Consider the following 24,660-nt stretch of genomic DNA (forward strand, 5'->3'; position numbering starts at 1 on the left):
CCTGCCAACTAGCCCCTTCCCTGACGGTCAGACCTTGCTGAAGTCGGGCTTGCGTTTTTCCATGAAGGCGCCAAAGGCTTCTTTGGCGGCGGGCTCGCGCAACATGCGGCCAAAGTCTTGGCCTTCTTCGTCCATCTTTTGCAGCACGGCTTGGGTGTCGCCCTTCATGAGGCGCTTGGTGGCGATCAGTGAAGTCAAAGGTTTGGCGGCCAATTTTCGAGCTTGGGCCTGCGCATAACCATTGACTTCGGTGGGCGGCACGACGCGGTTGACCAGGCCAACTTCTTGCGCAGCTTCGGCAAAAAAGGGCTCGCCCATGAGCAGGGCCTCAGCCGCACGGTGGTAACCAAACATGCGCGGGGCCAGCAGGCTGGATGCCGCCTCAGGGCACAGGCCGAGGTTGACGAACGGCATGGAAAAAGCGGCGTTGTCACCGGCATAGACCAGGTCGCAATGGAACAGCAGGGTGGTGCCGATGCCCACCGCAGGCCCGGCCACGGCGGCGAGCAGCGGCTTTTCGAAGGTGGCGATGCCGCGCAAGAAACGGAACACGGGCGACTCTTTTGTGGTGGGCGGCTGGTTCAAAAAGTCGCCAATGTCGTTGCCCGCACTGAAGATGCTTTCGTGCCCCTGAAACACCACGACCCGAACGGCGGGGTCGGCCGCCGCCTGCGCCACCGCATCGGCCATGGCCGCGTACATGGACGAGGTGATGGAATTTTTCTTGTCCAGGCGGTTGAAGGTGATGGTCATCACCCCTGCGTCGATGTGGGTCAGGATGTCAGACATGGAGGTCCTTGTGGTGTGTCGTAGGGGTAAGAAGGCTCACTGAACCCGAATCCAGGTTTGGGTGCGACCCAGCAGGGGCGCACCGATGAAGCCACGGACTTCGAGTTTTTTGCCGCCGTCGATCGGGGTCAAACGCAGGCTGTAGTTTTTGCCGTTCTCGGGATCGAGGATTTTCCCACCCTCCCACACCGCTTTGCCGTCACTTTGTTGACCGCCCCGGATGATTTCCATGCCGATCTTGGGCCGGCCCTTGCGGTCGTCGGTGCACAGGTTGCAGTTGGGTTCGGGGCTGGGGGTGGTGGCCAAAGAACGCTCAACCACGCCCGACAAGCCGCCACTGGCTTTTTGGGTGATCCGGATTTCGGCTTTGGGCTGTTGGGTGGCGTCGTCGATGCTGCGCCACAGGCCCACCGGGCTCATTTGGGCGTGGGCGGCCAGACTCAGCAGGCCAATGCCCAAACCGATGCTGAGGGTCAAAGCGGTTTTGATCATGGGGTGTCCTCCGGGTTTCAGGGGTGAGATGTCCCTGGCGTGTTATGCCAAGGCCGCGTCGGTGTCCATCAGCACCTCGCTGCCCGCGCGGATGCGGCGCATCAGGCTGGAGGTTTCGGGCATCAGGCGGGTGAAGTAAAAACGCGCCGTTTGCAGTTTGGCCTGATAGAACGGATCGGGGCGCTGGGCTTCTTCTTCGGCCTCGGCCAATTTGGCCAAGGCAATTTGTGCCGAACGGGCCCAGAAGTAACCCAGCACCAGGTGACCCACCACACGCAGATAGTCGACAGCGGCAGCGCCCACTTCGTCGGCATTGCTCATGGCTTTCATGCCGACTTCGCCCGTCAACTGCGTGAGCTTTTGGCCCAAGTCGGCCAGCGGCTTGATGAACTCGCCCATGGCCTCGTTGGCCATTTCGGCCTTGACCAATTGCTCGACCAATTTGCCGAACTTCTTGAGCGTCGCGCCTTGGTTGCCCAGCACTTTGCGGCCCAGCAAGTCGAGCGACTGGATGGTGTTGGTGCCTTCATAGATCATGTTGATGCGGGCATCGCGCACGTACTGCTCCATGCCCCACTCTTTGATGTAACCGTGGCCACCAAAGACTTGCTGGCAGGCGGATGTCGCCTCCCAAGCGTTGTCGGTGGTGAAGGCCTTGACGATGGGCGTGAGAAGAGCCACAACCTCGGCGGCTTCGGCCCGCACGGCTTCGTCGGGGTGGTTGAGTTCTTTGTCGAGCAACAAGGCGCAATAGCAAGCCAAGGCGCGGCCGCCTTCGGCGTAGGCCTTGGCGGTCATGAGCATGCGACGCACATCGGGGTGCACGATGATCGGATCGGCCGGTTTGCCGGGCGCCTTGACGCCCGTGAGCGAGCGCATTTGCACGCGGTCTTTGGCGTAGGCCAATGCATTTTGGTAGGCCACTTCGGTCAGGCCCAAGGATTGGTTGCCCACGCCCAGGCGGGCGGCATTCATCATCACAAACATCGCGGCCAAACCTTTGTTGGGTTGGCCCACCAAGGTACCCACCGCTTCGTCCAAAACCATCTGGCAAGTGGCGTTGCCGTGGATGCCCATTTTGTGCTCCAAGCCGCCGCAATAGATGCCGTTGCGCGCGCCCATGCTGCCGTCGGCCGCCACGTTGAACTTGGGCACGATGAAGAGGCTGATGCCTTTGCTGCCGGGAGGCGCATCGGGCAGACGGGCCAAGACCAAGTGCACGATGTTGGAGGCCAGATCGTGCTCGCCTGCGCTGATGAAAATCTTTTGACCACTGAGCTTGTAGGTGCCGTCGATTTGAGGCTCGGCCTTGGTGCGCAGCATGCCCAGATCGGTGCCGCAATGCGGCTCGGTCAGGCACATGGTGCCGGTCCACTCGCCACTGGTCAGCTTGGGCAAATACAGGGCTTTTTGCTCGGGCGTGCCGTGGGCGTGCAGGCACTCGTACGCACCATGGCTCAAGCCCGGGTACATGGTCCAGGCCTGGTTGGACGAGTTGAGCATTTCGTAAAAGCACTGGTTGACCACAAAGGGCAAGCCCTGACCGCCGAACTCGGGGTCGCAGCTGAGCGCAGGCCAGCCACCGGCCACGTACTGCGCATAGGCTTCTTTGAAGCCGTCGGGCGCTTTGACCTCGTGCGTGTCGCGGTTGAGCTGGCAGCCTTGCGTGTCGCCCGAGATGTTGATGGGGAACACCACCTCGGCCGCAAATTTGCCACCTTCCTCGAGCACCGCATTGATGGTGTCGGCATCGGTGTCGGCATGCTTGGGCAGGGCCTTGAGTTCGGCACTCACATTGAGCAACTCGTGCAAAACAAACTGCATGTCGCGAAGTGGGGGGGTGTAGACGGGCATCGTGGGTTCCTTGAATGGGTGAAAAATCAGTGTTCGGCAGGCTTGCGGCGGGTCTTGGGCACGGCCACCAATTTGGCTGCCTTGGCGCCCGCAGCGGGTGCGGCCGAAGGTGGCAATGCGGGGCCGCCGTAACGGGCCAGGATGTGCAAAAAGCCCCGGCGCGCCCGTTCGGTGGCGCTGGGGTTGCGCAAAAAGCGGGCTTCGTAGTGCAGCGCCAAGATCAGGCCGTGGATTTCGAATGCGATTTGGTGGGCATCCGCCTCTTGGCTGAGCTGGCCTTCGGCCTGTGCCAGCTCGACGGCACGGCGCAAAGCCGTTTGCCAGGTGGCCACAGAAGACGCCAAGGCATCGCGCACTGGGCCGCTGCGGTCATCAAACTCAACGGCGCCGCTGATGTAAATGCAGCCGGAGTCGATCTCGGCCGAAGTTTGCACCATCCAGTTGTCAAACATGGCGTGCAGGCGGGGCAAGCCACGGCTCTTTTGCATGGCCGCATAAAAGACGCTGGATTCAAAGCGGTCGTGGTATTCGCGGATGACCGAAATCTGCAGCTCTTCACGCGAGCCAAAGTGCGCGAACACACCCGACTTGCTCATGCCAGAGACTTCAGCCACGGCACCAATGGACAGGCCTTCCAGGCCGATTTGGGAGGCCAAGCCCAAGGCCGCATCGATGATGATGGCCTTGGTTTGCTGACCTTTGATGAGCACGCGCCGACCCGGCTCAGGAGGCGGCAGGCTTTCGACGTTGGAGGGTGGTTGGCGGTCGGTCATGGCTGGCAAAAAAGAACGATCGTTCTATTCTGCACCAAAAACCGAGCGAATCCACAAGGACCCTGGCCAACAAGGGTAAATCGGTAGGACCCATGACGTCGGGGCTGATTCAATGGCTTAGCTTCAGGCCTTAAAAGCCACGACCTTTTGGGTTTGCTCACCCAAGCCTTCGATGCCCAAACGCATCACATCGCCGCGCTTCAAGAACACGGGCGCAGGCTTGCCGTCCTTCTTGACGCCCATGCCCACGCCGGGCGGGGTACCGGTGGTGATGATGTCGCCGGGTTCGAGCGTCATGAACTGGCTCACGTAGCTCACCAGCTTGGCCACGCCAAAGATCATGGTCTTGGTGTTGCCGGTTTGATAGCGCACGCCGTTCACATCCAACCACATGCTCAGGGCTTGCGGGTTGGGCACTTCGTCGCGCGTGACCAGCCAAGGACCCACGGGGCCGAAAGTGTCGCAGCCCTTGCCCTTGTCCCAGGTGGCGCCGCGCTCAAGCTGGTATTCACGCTCGCTCACGTCGTTGACCACGCAGTAACCGGCCACATGGTTCAAGGCGTCTTTTTGCGTGACATAGCGGGTGCGTGTGCCAATGACGATGCCCAGCTCGACTTCCCAGTCGGTTTTCTTGGAGCCTTTGGGCAGCATCACGTCGTCATCAGCACCCTGAATGCAGGAGATGGTTTTGGTGAACACGATCGGCTCGGCCGGGATGGGCATGTTCGACTCGGCTGCGTGGTCGGCGTAGTTCAGGCCGATGGCGATGAACTTGCTGGTGTAGGAGATGGGCGTACCGAAGCGTTTTTTGCCACGCACCAGGGGCAGCTTGTCGGTCTTGACCTTGGCCAGCTTGGCCAAAGCTTTGTCGTTCAGCTGGTCGGGCGAGATGTCCTTGACCACACCGCTCAGGTCGCGCAAGCGGCCATCGGCGTCGATCAGACCGGGTTTTTCTTTGCCAACTTGGCCATAGCGAACGAGTTTCATAGTTGCCTTTCAGTGTTTAAAAAATCAATAAGTGGAACGGCCACCCGACAGGTCAAAGACCGCGCCAGTGGAGAAGGAACATTCTTCGGTGCTCAGCCAAGTCACCATGGCGGCGACTTCTTCGGGCTCACCAAACCGGGCCATCGGAATTTTGGAGAGCATGAACTGGATGTGCTCGGGCGTCATTTGATCAAAAATCGCCGTCTTCACAGCCGCCGGGGTGACACAGTTGACGCGCACGCCCGTGTCGGCCAGTTCTTTGCCCAACGATTTGGTCAGGCCGATCACGGCAGCTTTGCTCGCGCTGTAAGCGCTGGCATTGGGGTTGCCGTCTTTGCCCGCGACCGAGGCGATGTTGACGATGCGCCCGTAGTTGCGCGACTTCATGTGGGCACTGAGTTCGCGGCAGCAATAAAACAGACCGTGCACGTTCACATCGAACACCTGCTTCCAGGCATCGACCGGGTAATCCCACACCTTGACGTTGGGGCCGGTGATGCCCGCGCTGTTGACGAGCACATCCACTCCCGCAAGGGCCGTCGTCTGCGCAGTGGCTTGCACCACCGAATCGTGGCTGGCCACATCGACCTGCACGGTGTTGACCACCGCACCCATTTGACCCTTGCGCAGTTGCTCGGCCGCCTGGGTCATGCCCGCCACATCACGATCCCAAATGGTGACCCGTGCACCGGAGGCGAGCATACGCTGCGCAATCGCAAAGCCCAAACCGGTGGCCGCACCGGTGATGACCGCATGGCGGCCTTTCATGTCCAACAAGTTCATGTGTGTCTTTCAGTCATTAAATGGTCATGCCACCGTCCACCATATAGGCATTGCCTGTGGCGAAAATGGATTCGTCCGATGCGAGGAAGGTGACGATGGGCGCAATCTCGTGCGCCTGTGCCAAACGCCCCATGGGTTGGCGGTTGATGAAGTCCTGCCGCGCCTGCACCGGGTCGGCATAGCTGTTGATGCGGTCTTGCAGCGAAGGCGTGTCCACGGTGCCGGGGCAAATGCAATTGCAGCGAATGCCCTTGCGCACGTAATCGGCCGCCACGCTTTTGGTCAGGCCAATCACGGCCGCTTTGCTCGCACCGTAGATGAAACGGTTGGGCAGGCCGCGCACGCTGGAGCACACGCTGGCCATGTTGATGATGCTGCCGCCATGACCATCTTTTTCGAATTGCGCCAGCATTTTGGGAATGGCCGCCTGGATCATCCAGAACTGCGAGCGCGCGTTCAGGTTGAAGGCAAATTCCCAGTCTTCGTCGGTGGCCAGTTCGATGTTGCCGTTGTGCACAAAGCCTGCGCAGTTGAAGATGATGTCGATGCGCGGCAGGCTGGCCACTTGGGCTGCAATTGCTTGCTTGTCAAGCACGTTCAGGACGGCGGTGTGCACATTCGCCACGCCTTGGTAGCTCTTGAGCAATTCGGCATCCACATCGGTCGCATAGACCGTGGCGCCTTCGGCCGCCATGGCCAGCGCCGCCGCTTGGCCAATGCCCTGTCCGGCTGCGGTGACAAGCGCAATTTTTCCTTTGAGTCTCATGGTGCTTTGATCTCCAGTTGGGTGATTTGTCTTGCGGTGATGGCATGCCAGTCCCAGGCAATGCCCAAACCGGTTGTTTCGGGTGGCAGGGCAAACCCGTCTGCCACCTTCATGCGCGAAGTGGTGATGTCGTCGAGCTGCGGGATGTACTCCACCCAGGTGGCGTTGGGCACGGCCGCGCACAGGCTCACATGCAACTCCATCAAGAAGTGCGGGCACACCGCCACGTCAAAAGTTTCGGCCAGGTGTGCGGTTTTGATCCAGGGTGTGATGCCGCCAATGCGCGCCACATCGGGCTGCACGATCGAGCACGCGCCCTGCTCCAGGTATTCGCGAAACTGCATCGGGTGGTACATCGACTCACCCACCGCCACAGGGATGGTGGTGTGCTCGCGCAACTGGCGGTGGCCCGACACGTCTTCGGCGGGCATGGGCTCTTCGATCCAGGCCAGACCCAACCCATCAAAAGCGCGCGCACGGCGCACCACCTCGGCACGGTTGAAGCCCTGGTTGGCATCGGTCATCAACTCAAAGCCCGGCCCCACCGCCTCGCGCACGGCACTCAGGCGCGCCACGTCTTCGCTCACATGGGGGCGGCCGATCTTGATTTTGGCCCCTTTGAAACCTTGGGCTTGCGCCTCCAGCGTCTGGTCCACCAGCGCTTCGGGCGACAGGTGCAGCCAGCCGCCTTCGGTGGTGTAGAGCGGCACACGCGCTTGCGCCCCGCCCAACAACTGCCACAACGGCAGGCCCTGGCTTTGCGCCCGCCAGTCCCACAGGGCCGTGTCCACGCAGGCGAGTGCCAAACTGGTCATGGCCCCCACAGCGGTGGCGTGGGTGTGAAAAAACAAATCCTTCCAGATGGCTTCGACCAAGACAGGGTTTCGCCCAATGAGGCGCGGTGCCAAGTGGTCTTTGAGCAAGGCGAGGACCGATGATCCGCCTGTGCCAATGGTGTAGGCATAGCCGGTGGCGTCGATGCCATCACTGCAGTGCAGCGTGAGCAAAATCGTTTCTTGCGTCACGAACGACTGAATGGCGTCGGTGCGCAAGACCTTGGGCGGCAAGTTGACTTGCCGCAAGCTCACGCGGTCAATGGTGACGTGGGGCATAAAGGGTTAAAGCGCGGAACCCGCGAAACCCTGCAAGCAGGGCATGGACAAAAGGATGTGAAGCATGCGGTCATCAGCCGATGCAGGCCGTCATTTTTGCGACACACAGCATGCGGGTTTGTGCGGAGTGGCAGGGCTGATGGGTCATGTGATGATTCTACAATTGGTCTGACCAATTGTCCAATTCACGTTATCCCTGATGCCCTAATGCCCCTGCAAACCGTCGCACCGCATCGCCTGTACCGCCAGATTGCCGAGCAACTTCGGCAACTGATGGTGTCCGGTGAATTCGCGCCTGGCTCGCGTTTGCCCGCGGAACGCGATCTGGCCCTGCAGTTGGGGGTGAGCCGTCCTTCGGTGCGCGAAGCACTGATTGCGCTCGAGGTGGAGGGCATGATCGAAGTGCGCACCGGCTCGGGCATTTATGTGCAGCAAGCCGTCCACAGCTCTGCACGCAAAAACATGGCGCTGGGTGCCGACCTCGATGCCGACACCCCGGCCAATTGGGGCCCCCTGGAGGTGATGAGCGCGCGGATTTTGGTGGAGGCCGAAGTGGCTGCGCTGGCCGCCGCCCATGCCCAAAAATCCCACATCAAAGCGATCCAAACGGGCCTGAAGCAAATGCAGCGCGAAGCTGCGCGTGATGAAGTGCCGCGCGAGGGCGACGAAGCCTTCCACCAGGCCATCGCCCTGGCTTGCGGCAACAGTGTTTTGCTCGACACAGTGCAGCGCTATTGGCAAGCACGCCATGGCCCCTTGTTTGAGCGTCTGGGCGACTACTTTGAACGCCCCGAGTCGTGGCAAGCCGCCATCGAGGAACACCAAACAGTGATGCGCGCCATCGAGGCGCACGACAGCAGCGCCGCGCGCAAGGCCATGCAAAAACACCTGAAACAAGCCCACAAAAGATACAGCGCGAGCTGGCGCCGCGCACCCACCCGTTAGGGTGGTTTTTCTGTTCCCGCGTCAGCAAATTTCCAAACTCAATAAGGAGACAAAGATGAGCAAACGATTCACCCTGAAAACCCTGGCCGCTGTCGGTGCGGTGGCCATGGGCACGCTGCTGGCCAGCACCGGCGTCATGGCCCAGCAAAAACTCAAGTGGGCCCACGTCTATGAGACGTCTGAGCCCTTCCACACCGAGTCGGTGTGGGCTGCAGAAGAAATCAAGAAACGCAGCAACGGCAAGTTCGACATCCAGGTCTTCCCTGCCTCCACATTGGGCAAAGAGACCGACATCAACCAGGGCCTGACGCTGGGCACGGTGGACATGATCATCAGCGGCCCCTCATTTGCGGCGCGCACCTACCCCCGTTTTGGCATCGCCTACTACCCTTTCATCTTCCGCGATGGCGACCACCTGATCGCTTACTCCAAGAGCCCCGTGTTCCAGGAAATGATTGGTGAATTCCGCGCCCGCACGGGCATTCAGGTCACGGCCTACACCTACTACGGTGCCCGCCACACCACGGCCCAAAGAGCCTTCACCAACTGCGCTGGCATGAAGGGCCTCAAGATCCGCGTGCCCGATGTGCCCGCCTACCGCGCCACACCTGAGGCCTGCGGCGCCAACCCCACGCCCATCGCTTTTGCCGAGGTGTATTTGGCCCTGCAAAACGGCACTGTGGAAGCGCAAGAGAACCCCTTGACCACGATCGAGGCCAAGAAGTTTTTTGAAGTGCAAAAAGCCATCATGCTCACCGGCCACATCGTGGACGGCTTGACCACGCAGATTGCCCCCCACCTCTGGAATCGCTTGAGCGATGCCGAAAAGAAGATCTTCACCGATGTGACCCAAGAAGCTGCGGTGCGCGCATCGGCCAAGGTCAAGGCCAGCGAAGCCGAACTGGTGGAAGAGTTCCGCAAGAAAGGTTTGCAGATGGTGCAAGTCGACCGCAAATCCTTCCAGGATGCGGTGCTGAAAAACAAGCCTCTGACAGGCATGGGTTTCACGCAATCTGACTTCGACAAGATCCAAGCGGCCAGGTGATCTTGGGGCTGTGCCCCAAGCACAGTCCACCCCACCACGCTGGGCACTGGCCCAGCGTGCGTCTGCATGACCGGACCTGCGGGTCCGGGCATCTACATTTCAATTGCGAAAGATTAGCCATGAGCAAGCTGCCAGACATGGATGCCCTGCCCAAAGTCATGGGCGACGACGGCCAGTTCCACGCCACCGATGAGGCGGTGGACTTGTCCGGAACGCCCATCGAGGCTTGGGTGGCCTTGCTGTTTTTTTGGGCCTTGGGCCTGACGGTTTTTTACCAATTCTTCACCCGCTATGTGCTCAATGATTCGGCCTCCTGGACCGAAGAGATCGCCCGATATTTGTTGATCGCCACGGTGTTCACGGGCGCGGCCATTGGTGTGGCCAAGAACAACCACATCCAGGTTGATTTTTTCTTCCGCTTCATGCCCGCTCGGCTGTCCTACGCGGTGGCCTTGTTGGTGGATGTGATGCGCATCGGATTTTTTGGCGCAGCCACCTTTTTGACGGGCCAGATGATGCAGAAGTTGGGCAGCTACAAGATGACGATCATCGACTTGCCCATGAACTTGCTGTATGGCGTGGTGATGGCCGGATTTGCGGCGATGTGCCTGCGGTCCATCTGGGTCATGCGCATCCACCTGCAGCGCGGCTACACCGTGCTGGAACGCCCCGAATCCGAAATGACGGACCGCTGAACGCCCCACTGAACGACAGAAAGCCCCTGCCATGTTGAAAATCATTTTCTTGCTGCTGATGAGTGGCGGCATTCCGGTGGCCATTGCCATGGCGGGAGCCTCGCTCATTTACCTGTTTTTCGCCCAAAGCTCGCCCCCATTTGTGGTGATCCACCGCATGGTCTCAGGCATCGACAGCTTTCCGCTGCTGGCCGTGCCTTTCTTCATTCTGGCGGGCAACTTGATGAACAACGCCGGCATCACCAACCGCATCTACAACTACGCGCTGGCCTTGGTGGGCTGGCTCAAGGGCGGTTTGGGCCACGTCAACGTGGTCGGCTCTGTGGTGTTTGCGGGCATGAGCGGCACGGCCATTGCCGATGCTGCAGGCCTGGGCACCATCGAAGTCAAGGCCATGAAAGACCATGGCTACAGCACCGAATTCGCGGTGGGCGTCACGGCCGCATCGGCCACGCTGGGTCCCATCATTCCGCCCAGTTTGCCGTTTGTGATCTACGGCATGATGGCCAATGTCTCGGTGGGTGCACTGTTTTTGGCGGGCATCTTGCCAGGCATTTTGATGGCCCTGTTGATGATGCTGACGGTGGCTTACTTTGCGCACAAAAATGGTTGGGGCGCTGATATCCAATTCGAGTGGCCCCGGGTCATCAAGGCCTTGACCGAAACCGCCGTGGTGATCGGCTGGCCTCTGGCCATTTGGTGGACCGTCAAAACCTTTGGCACACCGCCCCAGATGACGGTGTTTGTCGCTTTGGCCATCTTGTTTGTGGCCGACAAACTGTTCAAGTTCCAAGCCGTCTTACCCATCATGACCCCCATCATCCTGATCGGCGGTATGACCACCGGCGTGTTCACGCCGACCGAAGGCGCGATCGCCGCCTGTGTGTGGGCCTTGATTTTGGGCTTCTTTTGGTACCGCACCCTGAATCTGAAAATGTTTGTCAAAGTCTGCCTGGACACGGTCGAGACCACCGCCACCGTGCTGTTCATCGTGGCCGCTGCCAGCATCTTCGGCTGGATGCTCACCGCCACAGGGGTGACCACGGCCATCTCCAGCTGGGTGCTGGGCTTCACCCAAGAGCCTTGGGTGTTTTTGCTGCTGGCCAACGCCTTGATGCTGTTTGTCGGCTGCTTCCTGGAGCCGACTGCCGCCATCACCATTCTTGTGCCGATCCTGGTGCCGATTTGCCAACAACTGGGCATTGACCTGGTGCACTTCGGTCTGGTCATGGTGCTGAACCTGATGATCGGTTTGCTGCACCCGCCCATGGGCATGGTGCTGTTCGTGCTGGCGCGGGTGGCCAAGCTCAGTGTGGAGCGCACCACCATGGCCATCTTGCCCTGGCTGTTCCCCTTGTTGGGCAGCCTGGCCGTCATCACCTACTTTCCTAACTTGGTGCTGTGGTTGCCCAAACAATTTTATTGAGACCTTGCCATGAGTTCATTCATTCGACTGCACCCCGCCGACGATGTCGTCATTGCGCGCGCCCAACTGATGAGCGGCAGCACCGTGGACGGCGTGGCCGTGCGCGGCCTGATCCCGCCGGGCCACAAAATCGCCACCCGCGCCATCGCGGTGGGCGAACCGGTGCGCCGCTACAACCAGATCATTGGTTTTGCGCACCAGCCCATCGCGCCCGGCGAGCATGTGCACACGCACAACCTGAACATGGGCGCAGAAAAAGGCAACTTTGAGCGCGACTACGCGATCGGGCAAGACGTCAAGCCCGATCCGGTGCGCCAGCAAGCGAGCTTCATGGGCTACAAGCGCAGCGACGGCCGTGTGGCCACACGCAACTACATCGGTGTGTTGTCAAGCGTCAACTGTTCGGCCACCGCCGCACGCGCCATTGCCGACCATTTTTCCAAGCGCAACAACCCCGCAGCACTGGCCAATTTTCCGAATGTGGACGGCGTGGTGGCACTCACCCACGGCACCGGCTGCGGCATGGACACCGAGGGCTTGGGCATCCAGTTGCTTGAGCGCACGCTGGCCGGTTATGCCACGCACGCCAATTTTTGGGGCGTGGTGGTGGTGGGTTTGGGCTGCGAGGCCAACCAGCTCAACACTTGGCTGGCGCACAGCAGCCTGCGCGAGGGCGACACGCTCAAGGTGTTCAACATCCAAGACACCGGCGGCACACGCTTGACGGTCGAAAAAGGCATTGCCTTGATTGAAGAGATGCTGCCCCGCGCCAACGCCATCAAGCGCGAGCCTTGCAGTGCAGAACACATCACCGTGGGCCTGCAATGCGGCGGCTCGGACGGTTATTCGGGCATCAGCGCCAACCCGGCACTGGGTGCGGCGGTGGACTTGCTGGTGCAGCATGGCGGCACCGCCATCCTGAGTGAGACGCCCGAGATTTATGGGGCCGAGCATTTGCTCACGCGCCGCGCCGTCAAGCCCGAGGTGGCACACAAACTGATCGAGCGCATCCGCTGGTGGGAAAACTACACCGCCATCAACGGCGGCGAGATGAACAACAACCCCTCGCCCGGCAACAAGGCCGGTGGCCTGACCACCATTCTGGAGAAATCATTGGGGGCTGTGGCCAAAGGCGGCACCAGCAATCTGCAGGCGGTGTACGAATACGCCGAGCCGGTCACGGCCAAAGGTTTTGTCTACATGGACACCCCCGGCTACGACCCGGTGAGCGCCACGGGCCAGGTGGCGGGCGGGGCCAACTTGATTTGCTTTACCACCGGGCGCGGCAGCGCTTATGGCTGCGCGCCCTCGCCCAGCCTCAAGTTTTCGACCAACACGGCCTTGTGGAAAAAGCAGGAAGAAGACATGGACCTGAACTGCGGCGAGATCGTGGACGGCGGGGTGAGCATTGCCGAGATGGGCCAGCGCATTTTCGAAATGATTTTGGCTGCCGCATCGGGCGAACCCACCAAGAGCGAGCGCCACGGCTACGGCCAAAACGAGTTTGTGCCATGGCAAGTCGGCGCGGTCATGTAATGACTTTCGGGACAGATCTTTAGCGCTGTCCCCAACCAATTAAAGAGAATATGAGCCACACCATTTCTGCCCACGACCTGCGCACCAAGGTCACCCGCATCATTGAACAAGCGGGCAGCCTGCCTGCCGAGGCTGCGCAGGTGGCCGACAACCTGGTGATGGCCAACCTGAGCGGGCACGACTCGCATGGCGTGGGCATGGTGCCGCGTTATGTGGACGCGGTGCTCGAAGGCGGCCTGAGTCCCAACACGGGTGTGAAGGTCTTGCTCGACACAGGACCGCTGCTCAACCTGGATGGTCAACGCGGCTACGGCCAGATCACGGGTGTGCAAGCCATGCAGATGGGCATTGAACGCGCAAAGCAGCATGGCGTGTGCACCGTGGCCCTGAGCCGATCGCACCACCTGGGCCGTATCGGTCACTTTGCTGAAATGGCGGTGGCGCAAGGCCTGGTGTCGGTGCACTTTGTGAATGTGCTCTCGCGCCCCGTGGTCGCGCCCTTTGGCGGAGGAGACGGTCGCTTTGGCACCAACCCCTGCTGCATTGGCGTGCCCATGGGCAGCCGCGCACCCTTTGTGCTGGACTTTGCCACCAGCCGCGTGGCGCAAGGCAAGATGCGTGTGGCCCACAACAAGGGCGAGCAAGTGCCACCCGGTTACTTGATCGACGAACATGGCCATCCCACCACCAACCCCGGTGTGGTGGTGGTGCCGCAGTCCAACGGCCTGTTTGGCGCACTCATGACTTTTGGTGACCACAAAGGCTTTGGCATGGCCATGGCCTGCGAACTGCTGGGTGGTGCGCTCACAGGCAGTGGCACTTGGCACCGCGAAGCCGACCACCAAAGGGCGGTGTTGAACGGCATGCTGACGATGCTGATCGACCCGGTGCGCCTGGGCACACAAGCCATGTTTGAGCAAGAGGCCCTGACCTTTGCCGACTGGCTGCGGCAAAGCCCCGATGCACCCGGCAGCGATGGCGTGAAGCTGGCGGGCGAGCCCGAGCGCACTGCACGTGCCGACCGCGAACAAAACGGCATCTGGATCGACGACGCCACCTGGGCCGAGATCGAAGCCTCTGAAAAAAAGCTGGCAGCGCGTTGAGCCTTGCCTGACCAAGACCTTCCCCGTAGGTTCCATTCCTCTGAGACCCATGCATCTTTGCGCGCTCACTCTGGCATCGCTGCCCACTGACATCCACACCCCGATTTATGACCGCCGACGCCATGCCCCCGGTGTGGTGCACCTGGGACTGGGCGCCTTTCACCGGGCACACCAGGCCATGGTGTTTGACCAACTGCTGGCCAATGGCGACACGCGCTGGGGCATCCACGGCATTGGCATGACGCGGCCCGACTTGGTGCACACGCTGCGTGCGCAAGACGGCTTGTACGCCGTGCGCGTGGCCGATGGGATGGGTGTGAAGTGGCAAGTGCCCGGAGCTCTGTGGCGCATGAATGTGGCCACCACCGAGCGCGATGCGGTGGTGCAAGCCATTGCCGCACCCAGCACCCGTTGGGTCACGCTCACCGTCACAGAAAAAGGCTACACGCCTGCCTTGGCCCAACTGCTGCTGGACGGTCTGCGTCAGCGCCAGCAAGGCGGTTTATCGGGCATCACCGTGGCCTCGTGCGACAACCTGCAAGGCAACGGGCACAAGCTGTTGGCCTTGGTCAAAGCCGCCACCACCACTGAGAGCTCAGAGCTGCTGCGCTGGATTGACACGCACTGCGCTTTTCCATGCAGCATGGTCGACCGCATCGTGCCCGCCGCCACAACCGAAGTGCTGGCCGCCGCCAGCCAGGCGCTGGGTCTGCGCGACGACGCGTCGCTCAGCACCGAAGGCTTTTGGGAATGGGTGATCGAAGACCGCTTTGCCGATCCGCTGGATGCCGACTTGCTGCAAAGCGCGGGGGTGCGTGTCACGCCCGATGTGCACAGCTACGAAGAAGCCAAGCTGCGCATGCTCAACGGCAGCCATTCGGCCATGGCACTCATGGGCGCCGTCACCGGCAGGCCCTTCATTGCGAGTTGCATCGGTGAACCAGCCATCCGCCGTTTTGTTCACCGCTTGATGAGCCGCGAAGTCGCGCCCCACCTTGCCCGCAGCGACTGGGCCGACTACCGCGACGCACTGATAGCGCGCTTTGGCAACCCGTACTTGAAGCACAGCGTGCACCAGATCGCCACCGACAGTTCACAAAAAATTCCACAGCGTTGGCCCCCCTCGGTGCTGGGTCAGATCGCCCAAGACGCTTCGTTTGAACACCACGCGCTGGCCGCTGCCGTGCTCGTGCGCTACACCTTGGGGGTGGACGAGCAAGGCCAGACCTATGCCCTGAACGACCCGCAAGCCGAAAGCCTGATGGTCCTGGGCGCAGCCCAGCGCACCGAGCCTGAAGCCTGCGTGCGCGCACTGCTGGCCCGCGAAGACCTTTGGGGCAGTGTCCTGCCGCAAAACTCAGCCTGGATCGCCCGTGTGACGCATTGGCACCAACACATCCTGCAGCACGGCGTGGACCACGCCGTCCAACAACTGACCGAGGCCTGAGCCATGAAAATCACCGCCGCCCGCGTCATCGTTTGTTGCCCTGGCCGCAACTTCGTCACCCTCAAGATCGAGACCGACCAAGGCGTGTACGGCGTGGGCGACGCCACGCTCAACGGCCGAGAGCTGGCCGTGGTCAGCACCCTCGAAGACCACGTCATCCCCTGCCTGATCGGACGCGATCCGCAGCAGATCGAAGACATCTGGCAATACCTCTACAAAGGGGCCTACTGGCGGCGCGGCCCGGTGAGCATGAGCGCGATTGCCGCCGTGGACACCGCGCTGTGGGACATCAAGGCCAAGATGGCGAACATGCCGCTTTACCAGCTGCTGGGCGGACGCAGCCGCACCGGCGTGATGGTCTACGGCCACGCCAACGGACGCGACACCGCCGAGACGGTGGACGAAGTCTTGCGTCACAAGGAAGAAGGCTACTTGGCGATCCGGGCCCAAAGCGGCGTGCCGGGCCTGAACAAGGTTTATGGCGTGAGCGGCAGCAACCGAATGTATGAACCCGCCGACGGCAACTTACCGAGCGAACACGACTGGAGCACCGAAAAATATTTGCGCCACACGCCCGGCCTGTTTGAAGCCGTGCGCGAAGCCGTGGGCCCCGACATCCATTTGCTGCACGACGTGCACCACCGCTTAACGCCCATTGAGGCCGGACAACTGGGCAAAGCGCTGGAGCCGATGCGCCTGTTCTGGATGGAAGACCCGACCCCGGCCGAGAACCAGGATGCGTTTCAGTGGATACGCCACCACACCACCACGCCGATTGCGGTGGGCGAGGTGTTCAACACCATCTGGGACTGCAAGACCCTGATCGAAAAACAGCTGATCGACTACATCCGCACCACCGTGGTCCACGCGGGTGGCATCACGCACCTGCGGCGCATCGCTGACTTGGCGAGCCTGTACCAGGTGCGCACCGGCTGCCATGGCGCAACCGACCTCTCCCCCGTGTGCATGGGCGCAGCGCTGCACTTTGACACTTGGGTGCCCAACTTTGGCGTGCAAGAGTTCATGCCCCACAGCGAAGAAATGCTCTCAGTCTTCCCGCACGACTTTCGTTTTGAGCGCGGCATGATGCACTGCGGCGAGTCCCCCGGCCACGGGGTGGACATCGACGAAAAACTGGCGGCGAAGTACCCGTACCAAAGGGCTTATCTGCCGGTGAACCGGCTGCAGCACGATGGGACGCTTTGGAACTGGTGAGGTGGCACCTGCGTGGAACATCTCCCCGATTAACAGCTTGAAAATTGCCCCATGCAATCCTTTGATATTGAAAAAGTCGAATGGCAGGAAATCAGCCCAGACGGCACCTGCTACACCTTGCTCGAAGGCGACAAGCAGGATCCGGCAGGGGGTTTCAGCTACCTGTTGAAACTGCCCCCTGGGGCATGGGACAGACCGCACTGGCACACAGGTCCAGCACGCCTGATGGTGCTTCGCGGTGTGTTGATGCTGGGACTGGGTGCTGATTTCAAGCCCGAAAAGGCCGTGCCTTATGCAGCGGGGTCAATTTTGCATGTCCCAGCCCATGAAGTTCATTTCGATGGCTGCGACACGGAGACGCTGGTCTTCGGCGTTGCACAGGGACCTTGGTCAACCCTCTATGTCAACGGCAATCACTGACTTGACTCGTTCCGCTGAACTCTCGAAGTGTTCTTCTCATCTGAGTCGCGTTTAAAGCACCCGAGCCAACGCCGCCTGCAAATGCTCTGAAGGCAAGCGCTTGAAGCCCGAGCGGGCAAAGCGCTGCAAGCGCCCTTGCATGAAAGCCACCAGCACCGAGGCCGTCACTTGGGCATCGGCGCTGGGGGTGGGTGTGTCGGCGATTTTGAGGGATTGGCGCAGCTGCGCTTCGATCTTGTCAAACAGCAAGTTGATGCGCTCTTGCAAACGGTCATGTTCAAAAGCCAGGGCTTCGCCGTTCATGACGCGGCTCATGCCGGGGTTTTTTTCGGCAAATTGCAAGAGCAGCGCGACGATGCGACCGGCTTGTTGCGGGCCAGCGGGTTCACGGTCGGTCACTTGGCGGATCAGGCCCATGACGGACTGGTCCACAAAGTCAATCAAGCCTTCGAACATTTGGGCCTTGCTGGCAAAGTGGCGGTACAAAGCCGCTTCACTCACACCAATTTTGGCGGCCAGGCCTGCGGTGGTGACGCGCTCGGCACCCGGCTGCTCCAGCATGGCGGCCAAGGTTTGCAAAATCTGCAAACGGCGCTCACCCGGGCGTGGGCGCTTGCGGGCGGGGGTGGCGTCTTCGCCGCTGTCGTGTTCAGGCGCTTCGGTTTGCTTGGGCATATCGTCTCTTGAGGGTGGTGCTGAGCGTGGGGGAGCTGCGGTTTTATCGGCTGCGGATCATGGTGCCAAAGGCCTGCTCAGAAAGCACTTCGAGCAGCATGGCATGTGGCACGCGGCCGTCGATGATGTGCACCGCATTCACGCCGCTCTTGGCCGCATCCAGGGCCCCTGCGATCTTGGGGATCATGCCGCCGCTGATGGTGCCGTCGGCACACAGTTCGTCGATGCGGTGAGGGGTCAGCTCGGTCATCAGCTGGCCTTCTTTATCAAGCACGCCACGGATGTTGGTGAGCATGAGCAATTTTTCGGCTTGCAGCACGGTGGCCAGTTTGGCGGCCACCACGTCGGCGTTGATGTTGTAGCTTTCGTTGTTGGCACCAAAACCAATCGGGCTGACCACCGGGATGAAGGCATCGTCTTGCAGACATTGCAGGATGGACGGATCGATGCTTTCGATCTCACCGACCTGGCCCACGTCGTATTCTTTGCTGGGGTCTTGGGCATCCACCAGGCGCAGTTTTTTCGCACGAATCAGGCCGCCGTCACGCCCCGTCAGGCCCACGGCTTTGCCGCCTGCGCGGTTGATCATGCCCACGATGTCTTGCTGCACTTCACCGCCCAGCACCCACTCCACGACTTCCATGGTCTCGGCATCGGTCACGCGCATGCCCTGAATGAACTCGCCCTTCTTGCCCAGACGGTTCAAGGCGGTTTCAATTTGTGGGCCGCCGCCATGCACCACCACCGGGTTCATGCCCACCAGCTTGAGCAACACCACATCTTCGGCAAAGGCCTGCTGCAGGGCCGGGTCGGTCATGGCGTTGCCGCCGTATTTGATCACCAGCGTCTTGCCGTGGAACTTGCGGATGTAGGGCATGGCCTGCGCCAGGATCTGGGCCTGGTCGTGCGGCGCAACGGTGATGGCGGGGTGGGTGTCGGTCATGGTGAAAACTTCAACAGTACGGGGTTAAGCTGCAAGCCAAGAGAGTGAGTACCAACGATTGTGCCGCAATCCAATGGCCCTTCAGAGGGTTTCAGCCAGCATGCGGTTCACACCCAGTTGCCAGGCGGGCAGCGCCAGGCCAAAGGCTTGCTGCAGCTTGCGGGTGTCCAGGCGAGAGTTGAGCGGGCGCTGCGCGGGCGTCGGAAAAGACGTTGTGGGCACGGGTGCGATGTCTGTGACTTTCAGGGGCAGCTCTGGCCGGGTCTGACGTGCCTGCGTGATCACATGGCTGGCATAGCCGTGCCAGCTGGTCTGGCCTGCGGCAGCCAGGTGGTAAAGCCCCCCCAAGGCTGGCTGGTGCAAGACCGAACGGATGGCATGGGCGGTGATGTCGGCGATCAAATCTGCACCCGTGGGTGCGCCAAACTGGTCGTCAATGACGGTGAGGCGTTCGCGCTCGGCGGCCAGGCGCAGCATGGTTTTGGCAAAGTTACCACCTCGCGCCGCGTACACCCAGCTGGTGCGAAAAATCAGGTGCTTGCAGCCGCTGGCAGCGATGTGCTGTTCGCCTTCGAGTTTGGTTTGGCCGTACACGCTGAGCGGGCCGGTGGCATCGCTCTCTTGCCAAGCTTGCTCGCCCTGGCCGTTGAACAAATAGTCGGTCGAATAATGCACCAGCCAGGCACCGATGTCGGCAGCGGCCTGCGCCAGCGCACCAGGGGCGGTGGCGTTCAAGCAGCGGGCCAAGTCGGGCTCGGACTCGGCTTTGTCCACGGCGGTGTGGGCGGCGGCATTGACGATCACATCGGGGCGCCAGTCGCGCACCGTTTGCGCCAAGCGCTCAGGCTGGCTCAAGTCGCCACACAAGTCGGTGCTGTGCCGGTCCAGCGCCAGCACCTCTCCCAAAGGGGCCAGGCTGCGCTGCAGCTCCCAACCCACTTGGCCGTTTTTGCCCAAGAGCAAGATCTTCATGCTTGGCGCTCAGCGTAGTTTTGGTTCAGCCAATCGCGGTAAGCGCCGCTTTGCACGTGGCTGACCCAATCGGGGTTGGCCAGGTACCACTCGACGGTTTTGCGGATGCCGGTCTCAAAGGTCTCGGCGGGCTTCCAGCCGAGTTCCGCTTCAAGTTTGCGCGCATCAATCGCATAGCGGCGGTCGTGACCCGGGCGGTCGGTCACGTAGCTGATTTGCTCGGCATACGGCTTGCCATCAGTGCGGGGGCGCAACTCGTCGAGCAGCGCGCACACCGTTTTGACGATCTCGATGTTGGGCTTCTCGTTCCAGCCACCCACGTTGTAGACCTCGCCCAAGCGTCCGGCTTCCAGCACACGGCGGATCGCGCTGCAGTGGTCTTTGACGTACAACCAATCGCGCACTTGCATGCCGTCGCCGTACACCGGCAGCGGCTTGCCCGCCAGAGCATTGACGATCATGAGCGGGATGAGTTTTTCAGGGAAGTGGTAGGGCCCGTAGTTGTTGCTGCAATTGGTGGTCAGCACCGGCAGACCGTAAGTGTGGTGCCAAGCGCGCACCAGGTGGTCACTGGCCGCCTTGCTGGCTGAATAAGGGCTGTTGGGCTCGTAGCGGTGGGTTTCACTGAAGGCCGGGTCGCCCTTGGCCAGTGAGCCATACACCTCGTCGGTGGACACATGCAAAAACCGGAAGGCTGATTTCTCCCCCTCGGGCAACCCACTCCAATAAGCCCGCACCGCTTCAAGCAGGTTGAAGGTGCCCACGATGTTGGTCTGGATGAACTCGCCCGGGCCGTGGATGGAGCGGTCCACATGGCTTTCGGCCGCGAAATTGACCACCGCACGCGGCCGGTGTTCGGCCAATAGGCGGCTGACCAGGGCGCTGTCGCCGATATCGCCTTGCACCAGCTGGTGGCGTGCATCGCCTTGCAGGCTGGCCAAGGTCTCGGGGTTGCCCGCGTAGGTGAGCTTGTCGAGGTTGATGATGGGCTCGTTGCTGGCGGCCAGCCAGTCGAGTACGAAGTTGGCGCCGATAAAACCCGCGCCGCCGGTTACCAAGAGGGTCATGAAATCATGGGATGGGGGTGCAACGAGATGCCGCACCAACTGCGCTCGATTTTAGAAGCATTGCGCGCTGAACCGCTGACACCTTGGGCTGGCTGCCGCAGTGCCCCAAGCAGCGGTTAAAGTGGTGGCTTGTTCAGGAAATGACCATGGCCACCTCAGACCCCTCCAAGCGCAAAACAGCCAAGCCCACACCGGCCAGCGGCCCCTTCACTCCCCCTGCACAACAAGTGTGGCTGGCGGGTCTGGGGGCGATGGCCAAAGCCCAAGAACAAGGCAGCAAAGCCATTGAAGCCCTGCTGAACGACGGGCTGGCCTTTCAACGAAAAAGCCAGGCCGAGGCACAGCAACGTCTGCAAGAAGCCACCGAGCGCCTGAGCCACATGGCCACTGATTTTGGTCAACAAGCGACCGGTCGTGTGGACAAACTGGAGCACCTGTTTGAGGACCGCGTGGCCAAAGCCTTGCACCGTTTGGGCATGCCATCGCTTTTGGACATTCAAATGTTGAACGAACGGGTGGCCCAACTTGAAGCTCAGTTGGCGGCTTTGCAAGGCAAAAAGCCAGCTGCCGCCCCCAAAAAGCCCCGCAGTCGCTCGGCCTGAGCCCATCACTGCACAGCCCAGACATGGCTAAAAAAGCCCCCCGCCGAACTGCAGAGCGCATTGCCGAAGTGACGCTGGAACTGTTCAACCGGTTTGGCGAGCCCAATGTGTCGACCACCTTGATCTCGGCAGAGTTGGGCATCAGTCCCGGCAATTTGTACTACCACTTTGCCTCCAAAGATGCCTTGGTCAACCACTTGTTTGACCAGTACGAAACCGCCATGCTGGGTTTACTGGACGCTGCCCCTGATGTGAAGGATGTGGAAGACACCTGGTTCTTTTTGCACTCGCTGTTCGAGCAGGTCTGGCGCCACCGTTTTTTATACCGCGACCTGAACAACCTGCTGTCGGGCAACCGGCATCTGGAAACGCATTTTCATGCCGTCTTGGAGCGCAAGACGCGAGCGTTTAGACAAATGCTCGAGTCACTGGCTGCTGCCGGCCTGATGCGCATGAACCCTGACAACATCGAAACCTTGTCGGCCAGCATGTCGGTCATGGTGACCTATTGGCTGAGTTACGAGTACGTGCGCAATCCTCGCCAAGCGATGGAGCCGGCCAGTGCGGGCTTGGCCCTGACCCGCGGGGCGCAGCATGTGTTGGCGCTGCTGACACCCCACATGGCAGATACCGATTTGCAAAGCCATTTGCAGGCCTTGACTGCGGCCTACAACACACCCACTGCAGGCTGATTTTTGGGTTGAAAGCGCTGCGCGGCCAGTGCCAGCAGGCCGTCAAAAATCAGGTTATCCACCAATTCAAACTGCACCGACATGCTGGGCGCCATTTTCCAGCCTGCACCACCGGTCATGATGCACAGGGGCTCTTGCCCGGTGTACTCACGCAGGTGCTGGACCATGCGTTCGCAAGCGCCCGCGATGGCATAGGTGCCGCCGCTGGTCAGGGCGTCGCTGGTGTTGGTGGGAAAAGGTGTGACTTCGCCTGTAGGGACGTGCAAGCCGGCCGTACCCGACTCCAAAGCACGCAACATGATGCCGTGGCCCGGCAAGATCAGCCCCCCCAGAAACCGCCCTTCGGCGTCGATGGCCTCAACGGTCACGGCCGTGCCCACCATGACCACCACCAAAGGACGCACCAAGCCTTGTGCCAACATGCGTTGCCTGGCACCGAGCATGGCCACCCAACGGTCAGCCCCCAAACGGGAGGGGTGGTCGTAGCCATTGATCAAACCTGCCTCTTGTGCACTGGGCACCACCCAATGGGGGGTGAAATCCCAAATCTCCATTTGCTCTTGCACGCGTCGCTTGATGGCGTCACCCGCCACCACGCAGCCCAGCATGTGATCCGGTTTAGGCAATGCAGCCCAAGCGCCTTCAGACAATCGGTCGATGTTCTCCAGAAACTCTGCACCTTGCGCCAGCAACTGCCCCTGTGGGCTGGGTTGGTCATACAGCGCCCATTTCAGGCGCGTGTTGCCCACATCGATGGCTAAAAATGTCATCCGCTGATGATAATGATTTTTGAGGGATGACTTTGCGGGCTGAAGCTCACTCGGGCTGGCCTGTGGGTTAGGCCTTTCACCAGATTCATTTCGGGGAATACATCCAACCAGCGTCAGACAACCTCAGAGGTCAGGACGCAGGACCGGCTGCACCGACTCATAAGCCCGCGCGGCACGCAGCACCAGGGCATCGCCAAACATCGGGCCCACGATCTGCAGGCCCATGGGCAAGCCTGCTTGGGTCAAGCCGCAGGGCACGGTGATGGCGGGTTGCTGGGTCAGGTTGAAGGGGTAGCTGAAGGGTGTCCAGCCGAGCATGCTGGCCGGATCCATCGGCACCGAGCCCGCTGGACGCGCCTCAAATGCCGGAATGGACACCGCAGGCGTGACCAACAGGTCGTAGCGCTGCATGAACTGGCGCATGTGCGAGCCCAACACGCCCCGGCGCTGGTGGAGCTGCTGGATCTGCTGCGCATTCAGTTGCGCGCCCAATTGGGCTTCGGCTCGGAAGTCCGGGTCGACCAGGGCCTGCTGCTCGGCCGTGAGGCCAGACCAGACCGTGTGGGCCCCCAGAAACCACAGACCAGTGGTGATGTCGAGCGGGTCGTCAAAGCCCGGGTCCACCTGCTCCACATGGGCGCCCAGCGCCTGCAGCTTTTGCACCGCCTGATCGACCGCCGATGCGATTTCGGGGTGCACGTTTTTGGCGTAACCCAAGGTGGGCGAATACGCGATGCGCAGGCCACGGATACCGTCTTCAAGCCCCACGGTGTAGTCGGTCGCGTCGGGCGGCAGCGATGTCCAATCACGGGCATCGGGTTTTTTGAGCACGTTCATCATGATGGCCGCGTCGCGCACGCTCAGGGTGTGTGGGCCCAAGTGCGCGACCGAGCCAAAAGGCGACAGAGGGTACGCCGGCACGCGCCCAAAACTGGGTTTGAGGCCCACGTTGCCGCAAAAGGCCGCTGGGATGCGCACACTGCCTGCACCATCCGTGCCCACGCTCAAGGGCCCCAGACCAGCGGCCACCGCAGCAGCCGTTCCGCCCGAGGAGCCGCCGGGTGTGTGGGCCAGGTTCCAGGGGTTGCGCGTGATGCCAGTCGCTGGCGAATTGGTCTCGCCCTTGCAGCCAAATTCTGGCGTGGTGGTCTTGCCCAGCAGCACCGCACCCGATTCGCGCAGGCGTGCGGTGGCGGGTGCATCCACCTCCCAGGGCTGCTGGGGGTCGATGGTGCAACTGCCGCGCAGGGTGGGCCAGCCGCGGGTGAGGATCAGGTCCTTGATGCTGGTGGGCACGCCATCGAGCTCGCCCACAGGAGCGCCGGTGTGGCGGTGCGCTTGCCAGCGGGCTTCACTTTCACGGGCGCCGGCCAAGGCGCTTTGAGCGTCTACCAGGCAAAAGGCGTTGATCTTCGGATTCACATGGTCGATGCGCGCGAGCACCGCTTGCGTGGCCTCCACCGGGCTGGCCTGCCCGCTGCGGTAAAGCTGCAGCAATTCATGCGCACTGCATTGGGTCAGGTCGGTGCTGCTCATGCGGGTCTCCAATCG

25 protein-coding genes are annotated in these 24,660 nt (G+C 61.2%); 11 read left to right on the forward strand and 14 right to left on the reverse strand.

The features are described from left to right. Positions 1–27: 27 nt before the first annotated feature. The 8 genes from ABWQ00_RS09650 to ABWQ00_RS09685 form a co-directional block, all read right to left on the reverse strand. The gene (locus ABWQ00_RS09650; RefSeq protein WP_353238459.1) at positions 28–789 is read right to left on the reverse strand and encodes an enoyl-CoA hydratase; all 762 of its coding nucleotides are present in this window, start codon (positions 787–789) and stop codon (positions 28–30) included. A 36-nt stretch (positions 790–825) separates the two neighbouring features. Next, positions 826–1,281, reverse strand: coding sequence for a DUF2147 domain-containing protein (locus ABWQ00_RS09655; RefSeq protein WP_353238460.1), 456 nt, complete (start codon positions 1,279–1,281; stop codon positions 826–828). Positions 1,282–1,323: 42 nt separating this feature from the next. Then, positions 1,324–3,135, reverse strand: coding sequence for an acyl-CoA dehydrogenase C-terminal domain-containing protein (locus ABWQ00_RS09660; RefSeq protein WP_353238461.1), 1,812 nt, complete (start codon positions 3,133–3,135; stop codon positions 1,324–1,326). 26 nt (positions 3,136–3,161) lie between these two features. Next, positions 3,162–3,908 carry a TetR/AcrR family transcriptional regulator gene (locus ABWQ00_RS09665; protein WP_353238462.1) on the reverse strand — a complete coding sequence of 249 codons (747 nt, stop codon included), beginning with the start codon at positions 3,906–3,908 and terminating at the stop codon, positions 3,162–3,164. 123 nt (positions 3,909–4,031) lie between these two features. Further along, positions 4,032–4,895 (reverse strand): fumarylacetoacetate hydrolase family protein, encoded by an 864-nt coding sequence (locus ABWQ00_RS09670; RefSeq protein WP_353238463.1) that lies wholly within the window; start codon positions 4,893–4,895, stop codon positions 4,032–4,034. A gap of 24 nt (positions 4,896–4,919) precedes the next feature. After that, the gene (locus tag ABWQ00_RS09675) at positions 4,920–5,678 is read right to left on the reverse strand and encodes an SDR family NAD(P)-dependent oxidoreductase (protein WP_353238464.1); all 759 of its coding nucleotides are present in this window, start codon (positions 5,676–5,678) and stop codon (positions 4,920–4,922) included. A 16-nt stretch (positions 5,679–5,694) separates the two neighbouring features. Beyond that, positions 5,695–6,444, reverse strand: a complete 750-nt coding sequence (locus ABWQ00_RS09680; protein WP_353238465.1) for an SDR family oxidoreductase — start codon at positions 6,442–6,444, stop codon at positions 5,695–5,697. Continuing rightward, positions 6,441–7,556: a mandelate racemase/muconate lactonizing enzyme family protein gene (locus tag ABWQ00_RS09685; protein ID WP_353238466.1), complete on the reverse strand. Its 1,116-nt coding sequence runs from the start codon at positions 7,554–7,556 to the stop codon at positions 6,441–6,443. The genes ABWQ00_RS09680 and ABWQ00_RS09685 overlap by 4 nt, the downstream gene beginning before the upstream one ends. A 207-nt stretch (positions 7,557–7,763) precedes the next feature. On the opposite strand from ABWQ00_RS09685, the gene ABWQ00_RS09690 reads away from it, so the two are divergent. From ABWQ00_RS09690 to ABWQ00_RS09730, 9 genes are all read left to right on the forward strand, one after another. Further along, complete coding sequence (locus ABWQ00_RS09690; protein ID WP_353238467.1) at positions 7,764–8,501, forward strand: FadR/GntR family transcriptional regulator; 738 nt, start codon at positions 7,764–7,766, stop codon at positions 8,499–8,501. Positions 8,502–8,556: 55 nt separating this feature from the next. Then, positions 8,557–9,546, forward strand: a complete 990-nt coding sequence (locus ABWQ00_RS09695; protein ID WP_353238468.1) for a sialic acid TRAP transporter substrate-binding protein SiaP — start codon at positions 8,557–8,559, stop codon at positions 9,544–9,546. A gap of 119 nt (positions 9,547–9,665) precedes the next feature. Then, on the forward strand, positions 9,666–10,241 hold the full coding sequence (locus tag ABWQ00_RS09700; RefSeq protein WP_353238469.1) for a TRAP transporter small permease: 576 nt from the start codon (positions 9,666–9,668) through the stop codon (positions 10,239–10,241). 31 nt (positions 10,242–10,272) lie between these two features. Next, positions 10,273–11,667, forward strand: coding sequence for a TRAP transporter large permease (locus tag ABWQ00_RS09705; protein ID WP_353238470.1), 1,395 nt, complete (start codon positions 10,273–10,275; stop codon positions 11,665–11,667). Positions 11,668–11,676: 9 nt separating this feature from the next. Next, positions 11,677–13,203, forward strand: coding sequence for a UxaA family hydrolase (locus ABWQ00_RS09710; protein WP_353238471.1), 1,527 nt, complete (start codon positions 11,677–11,679; stop codon positions 13,201–13,203). A 50-nt stretch (positions 13,204–13,253) separates the two neighbouring features. Then, positions 13,254–14,306, forward strand: coding sequence for a malate/lactate/ureidoglycolate dehydrogenase (locus ABWQ00_RS09715; RefSeq protein WP_353238472.1), 1,053 nt, complete (start codon positions 13,254–13,256; stop codon positions 14,304–14,306). A gap of 49 nt (positions 14,307–14,355) precedes the next feature. Further along, positions 14,356–15,753 (forward strand): mannitol dehydrogenase family protein, encoded by a 1,398-nt coding sequence (locus ABWQ00_RS09720; protein WP_353238473.1) that lies wholly within the window; start codon positions 14,356–14,358, stop codon positions 15,751–15,753. Between the two features lie 3 nt (positions 15,754–15,756). Further along, positions 15,757–16,968: a D-mannonate dehydratase ManD gene (gene manD / locus ABWQ00_RS09725; RefSeq protein ID WP_353238474.1), complete on the forward strand. Its 1,212-nt coding sequence runs from the start codon at positions 15,757–15,759 to the stop codon at positions 16,966–16,968. 51 nt (positions 16,969–17,019) lie between these two features. Next, positions 17,020–17,388, forward strand: a complete 369-nt coding sequence (locus ABWQ00_RS09730) for a cupin domain-containing protein (protein WP_353238475.1) — start codon at positions 17,020–17,022, stop codon at positions 17,386–17,388. Positions 17,389–17,439: 51 nt separating this feature from the next. Here ABWQ00_RS09730 and slmA read toward each other — a convergent pair whose 3' ends face one another. The 4 genes from slmA to rfbB all read right to left on the reverse strand — a co-directional run bounded on the left by slmA (position 17,440) and on the right by rfbB (position 21,045). Further along, complete coding sequence (gene slmA, locus ABWQ00_RS09735) at positions 17,440–18,063, reverse strand: nucleoid occlusion factor SlmA (protein ID WP_353238476.1); 624 nt, start codon at positions 18,061–18,063, stop codon at positions 17,440–17,442. Between the two features lie 43 nt (positions 18,064–18,106). Continuing rightward, positions 18,107–19,006: an acetylglutamate kinase gene (gene argB / locus ABWQ00_RS09740; RefSeq protein ID WP_353238477.1), complete on the reverse strand. Its 900-nt coding sequence runs from the start codon at positions 19,004–19,006 to the stop codon at positions 18,107–18,109. Between the two features lie 81 nt (positions 19,007–19,087). Beyond that, a complete protein-coding gene (gene rfbD / locus ABWQ00_RS09745) occupies positions 19,088–19,978 on the reverse strand; it encodes a dTDP-4-dehydrorhamnose reductase (RefSeq protein ID WP_353238478.1) in 891 nt (296 codons plus the stop codon). Next, positions 19,975–21,045 carry a dTDP-glucose 4,6-dehydratase gene (gene rfbB, locus ABWQ00_RS09750; RefSeq protein WP_353238479.1) on the reverse strand — a complete coding sequence of 357 codons (1,071 nt, stop codon included), beginning with the start codon at positions 21,043–21,045 and terminating at the stop codon, positions 19,975–19,977. Before rfbB ends, rfbD begins: the two co-directional genes overlap by 4 nt. A 146-nt stretch (positions 21,046–21,191) precedes the next feature. Between rfbB and ABWQ00_RS09755 the strand changes: the two genes are divergently transcribed. After that, positions 21,192–21,647, forward strand: coding sequence for a phasin family protein (locus tag ABWQ00_RS09755; RefSeq protein WP_353238480.1), 456 nt, complete (start codon positions 21,192–21,194; stop codon positions 21,645–21,647). A 23-nt stretch (positions 21,648–21,670) separates the two neighbouring features. Continuing rightward, positions 21,671–22,339, forward strand: a complete 669-nt coding sequence (locus ABWQ00_RS09760; protein WP_353238481.1) for a TetR/AcrR family transcriptional regulator — start codon at positions 21,671–21,673, stop codon at positions 22,337–22,339. Here ABWQ00_RS09760 and ABWQ00_RS09765 read toward each other — a convergent pair. Both ABWQ00_RS09765 and ABWQ00_RS09770 read right to left on the reverse strand, forming a co-directional pair. Beyond that, positions 22,315–23,109, reverse strand: coding sequence for a type III pantothenate kinase (locus ABWQ00_RS09765; RefSeq protein ID WP_353238482.1), 795 nt, complete (start codon positions 23,107–23,109; stop codon positions 22,315–22,317). The two genes, ABWQ00_RS09760 and ABWQ00_RS09765, sit on opposite strands and share 25 nt — an antisense overlap. 123 nt (positions 23,110–23,232) lie before the next feature. Then, on the reverse strand, positions 23,233–24,645 hold the full coding sequence (locus ABWQ00_RS09770; RefSeq protein ID WP_353238483.1) for an amidase: 1,413 nt from the start codon (positions 24,643–24,645) through the stop codon (positions 23,233–23,235). Positions 24,646–24,660: the final 15 nt, after the last annotated feature.

The sequence above is a fragment of the Limnohabitans sp. genome (assembly GCF_040400975.1).
Taxonomy (GTDB): Bacteria; Pseudomonadota; Gammaproteobacteria; order Burkholderiales; family Burkholderiaceae_C; genus Limnohabitans_A.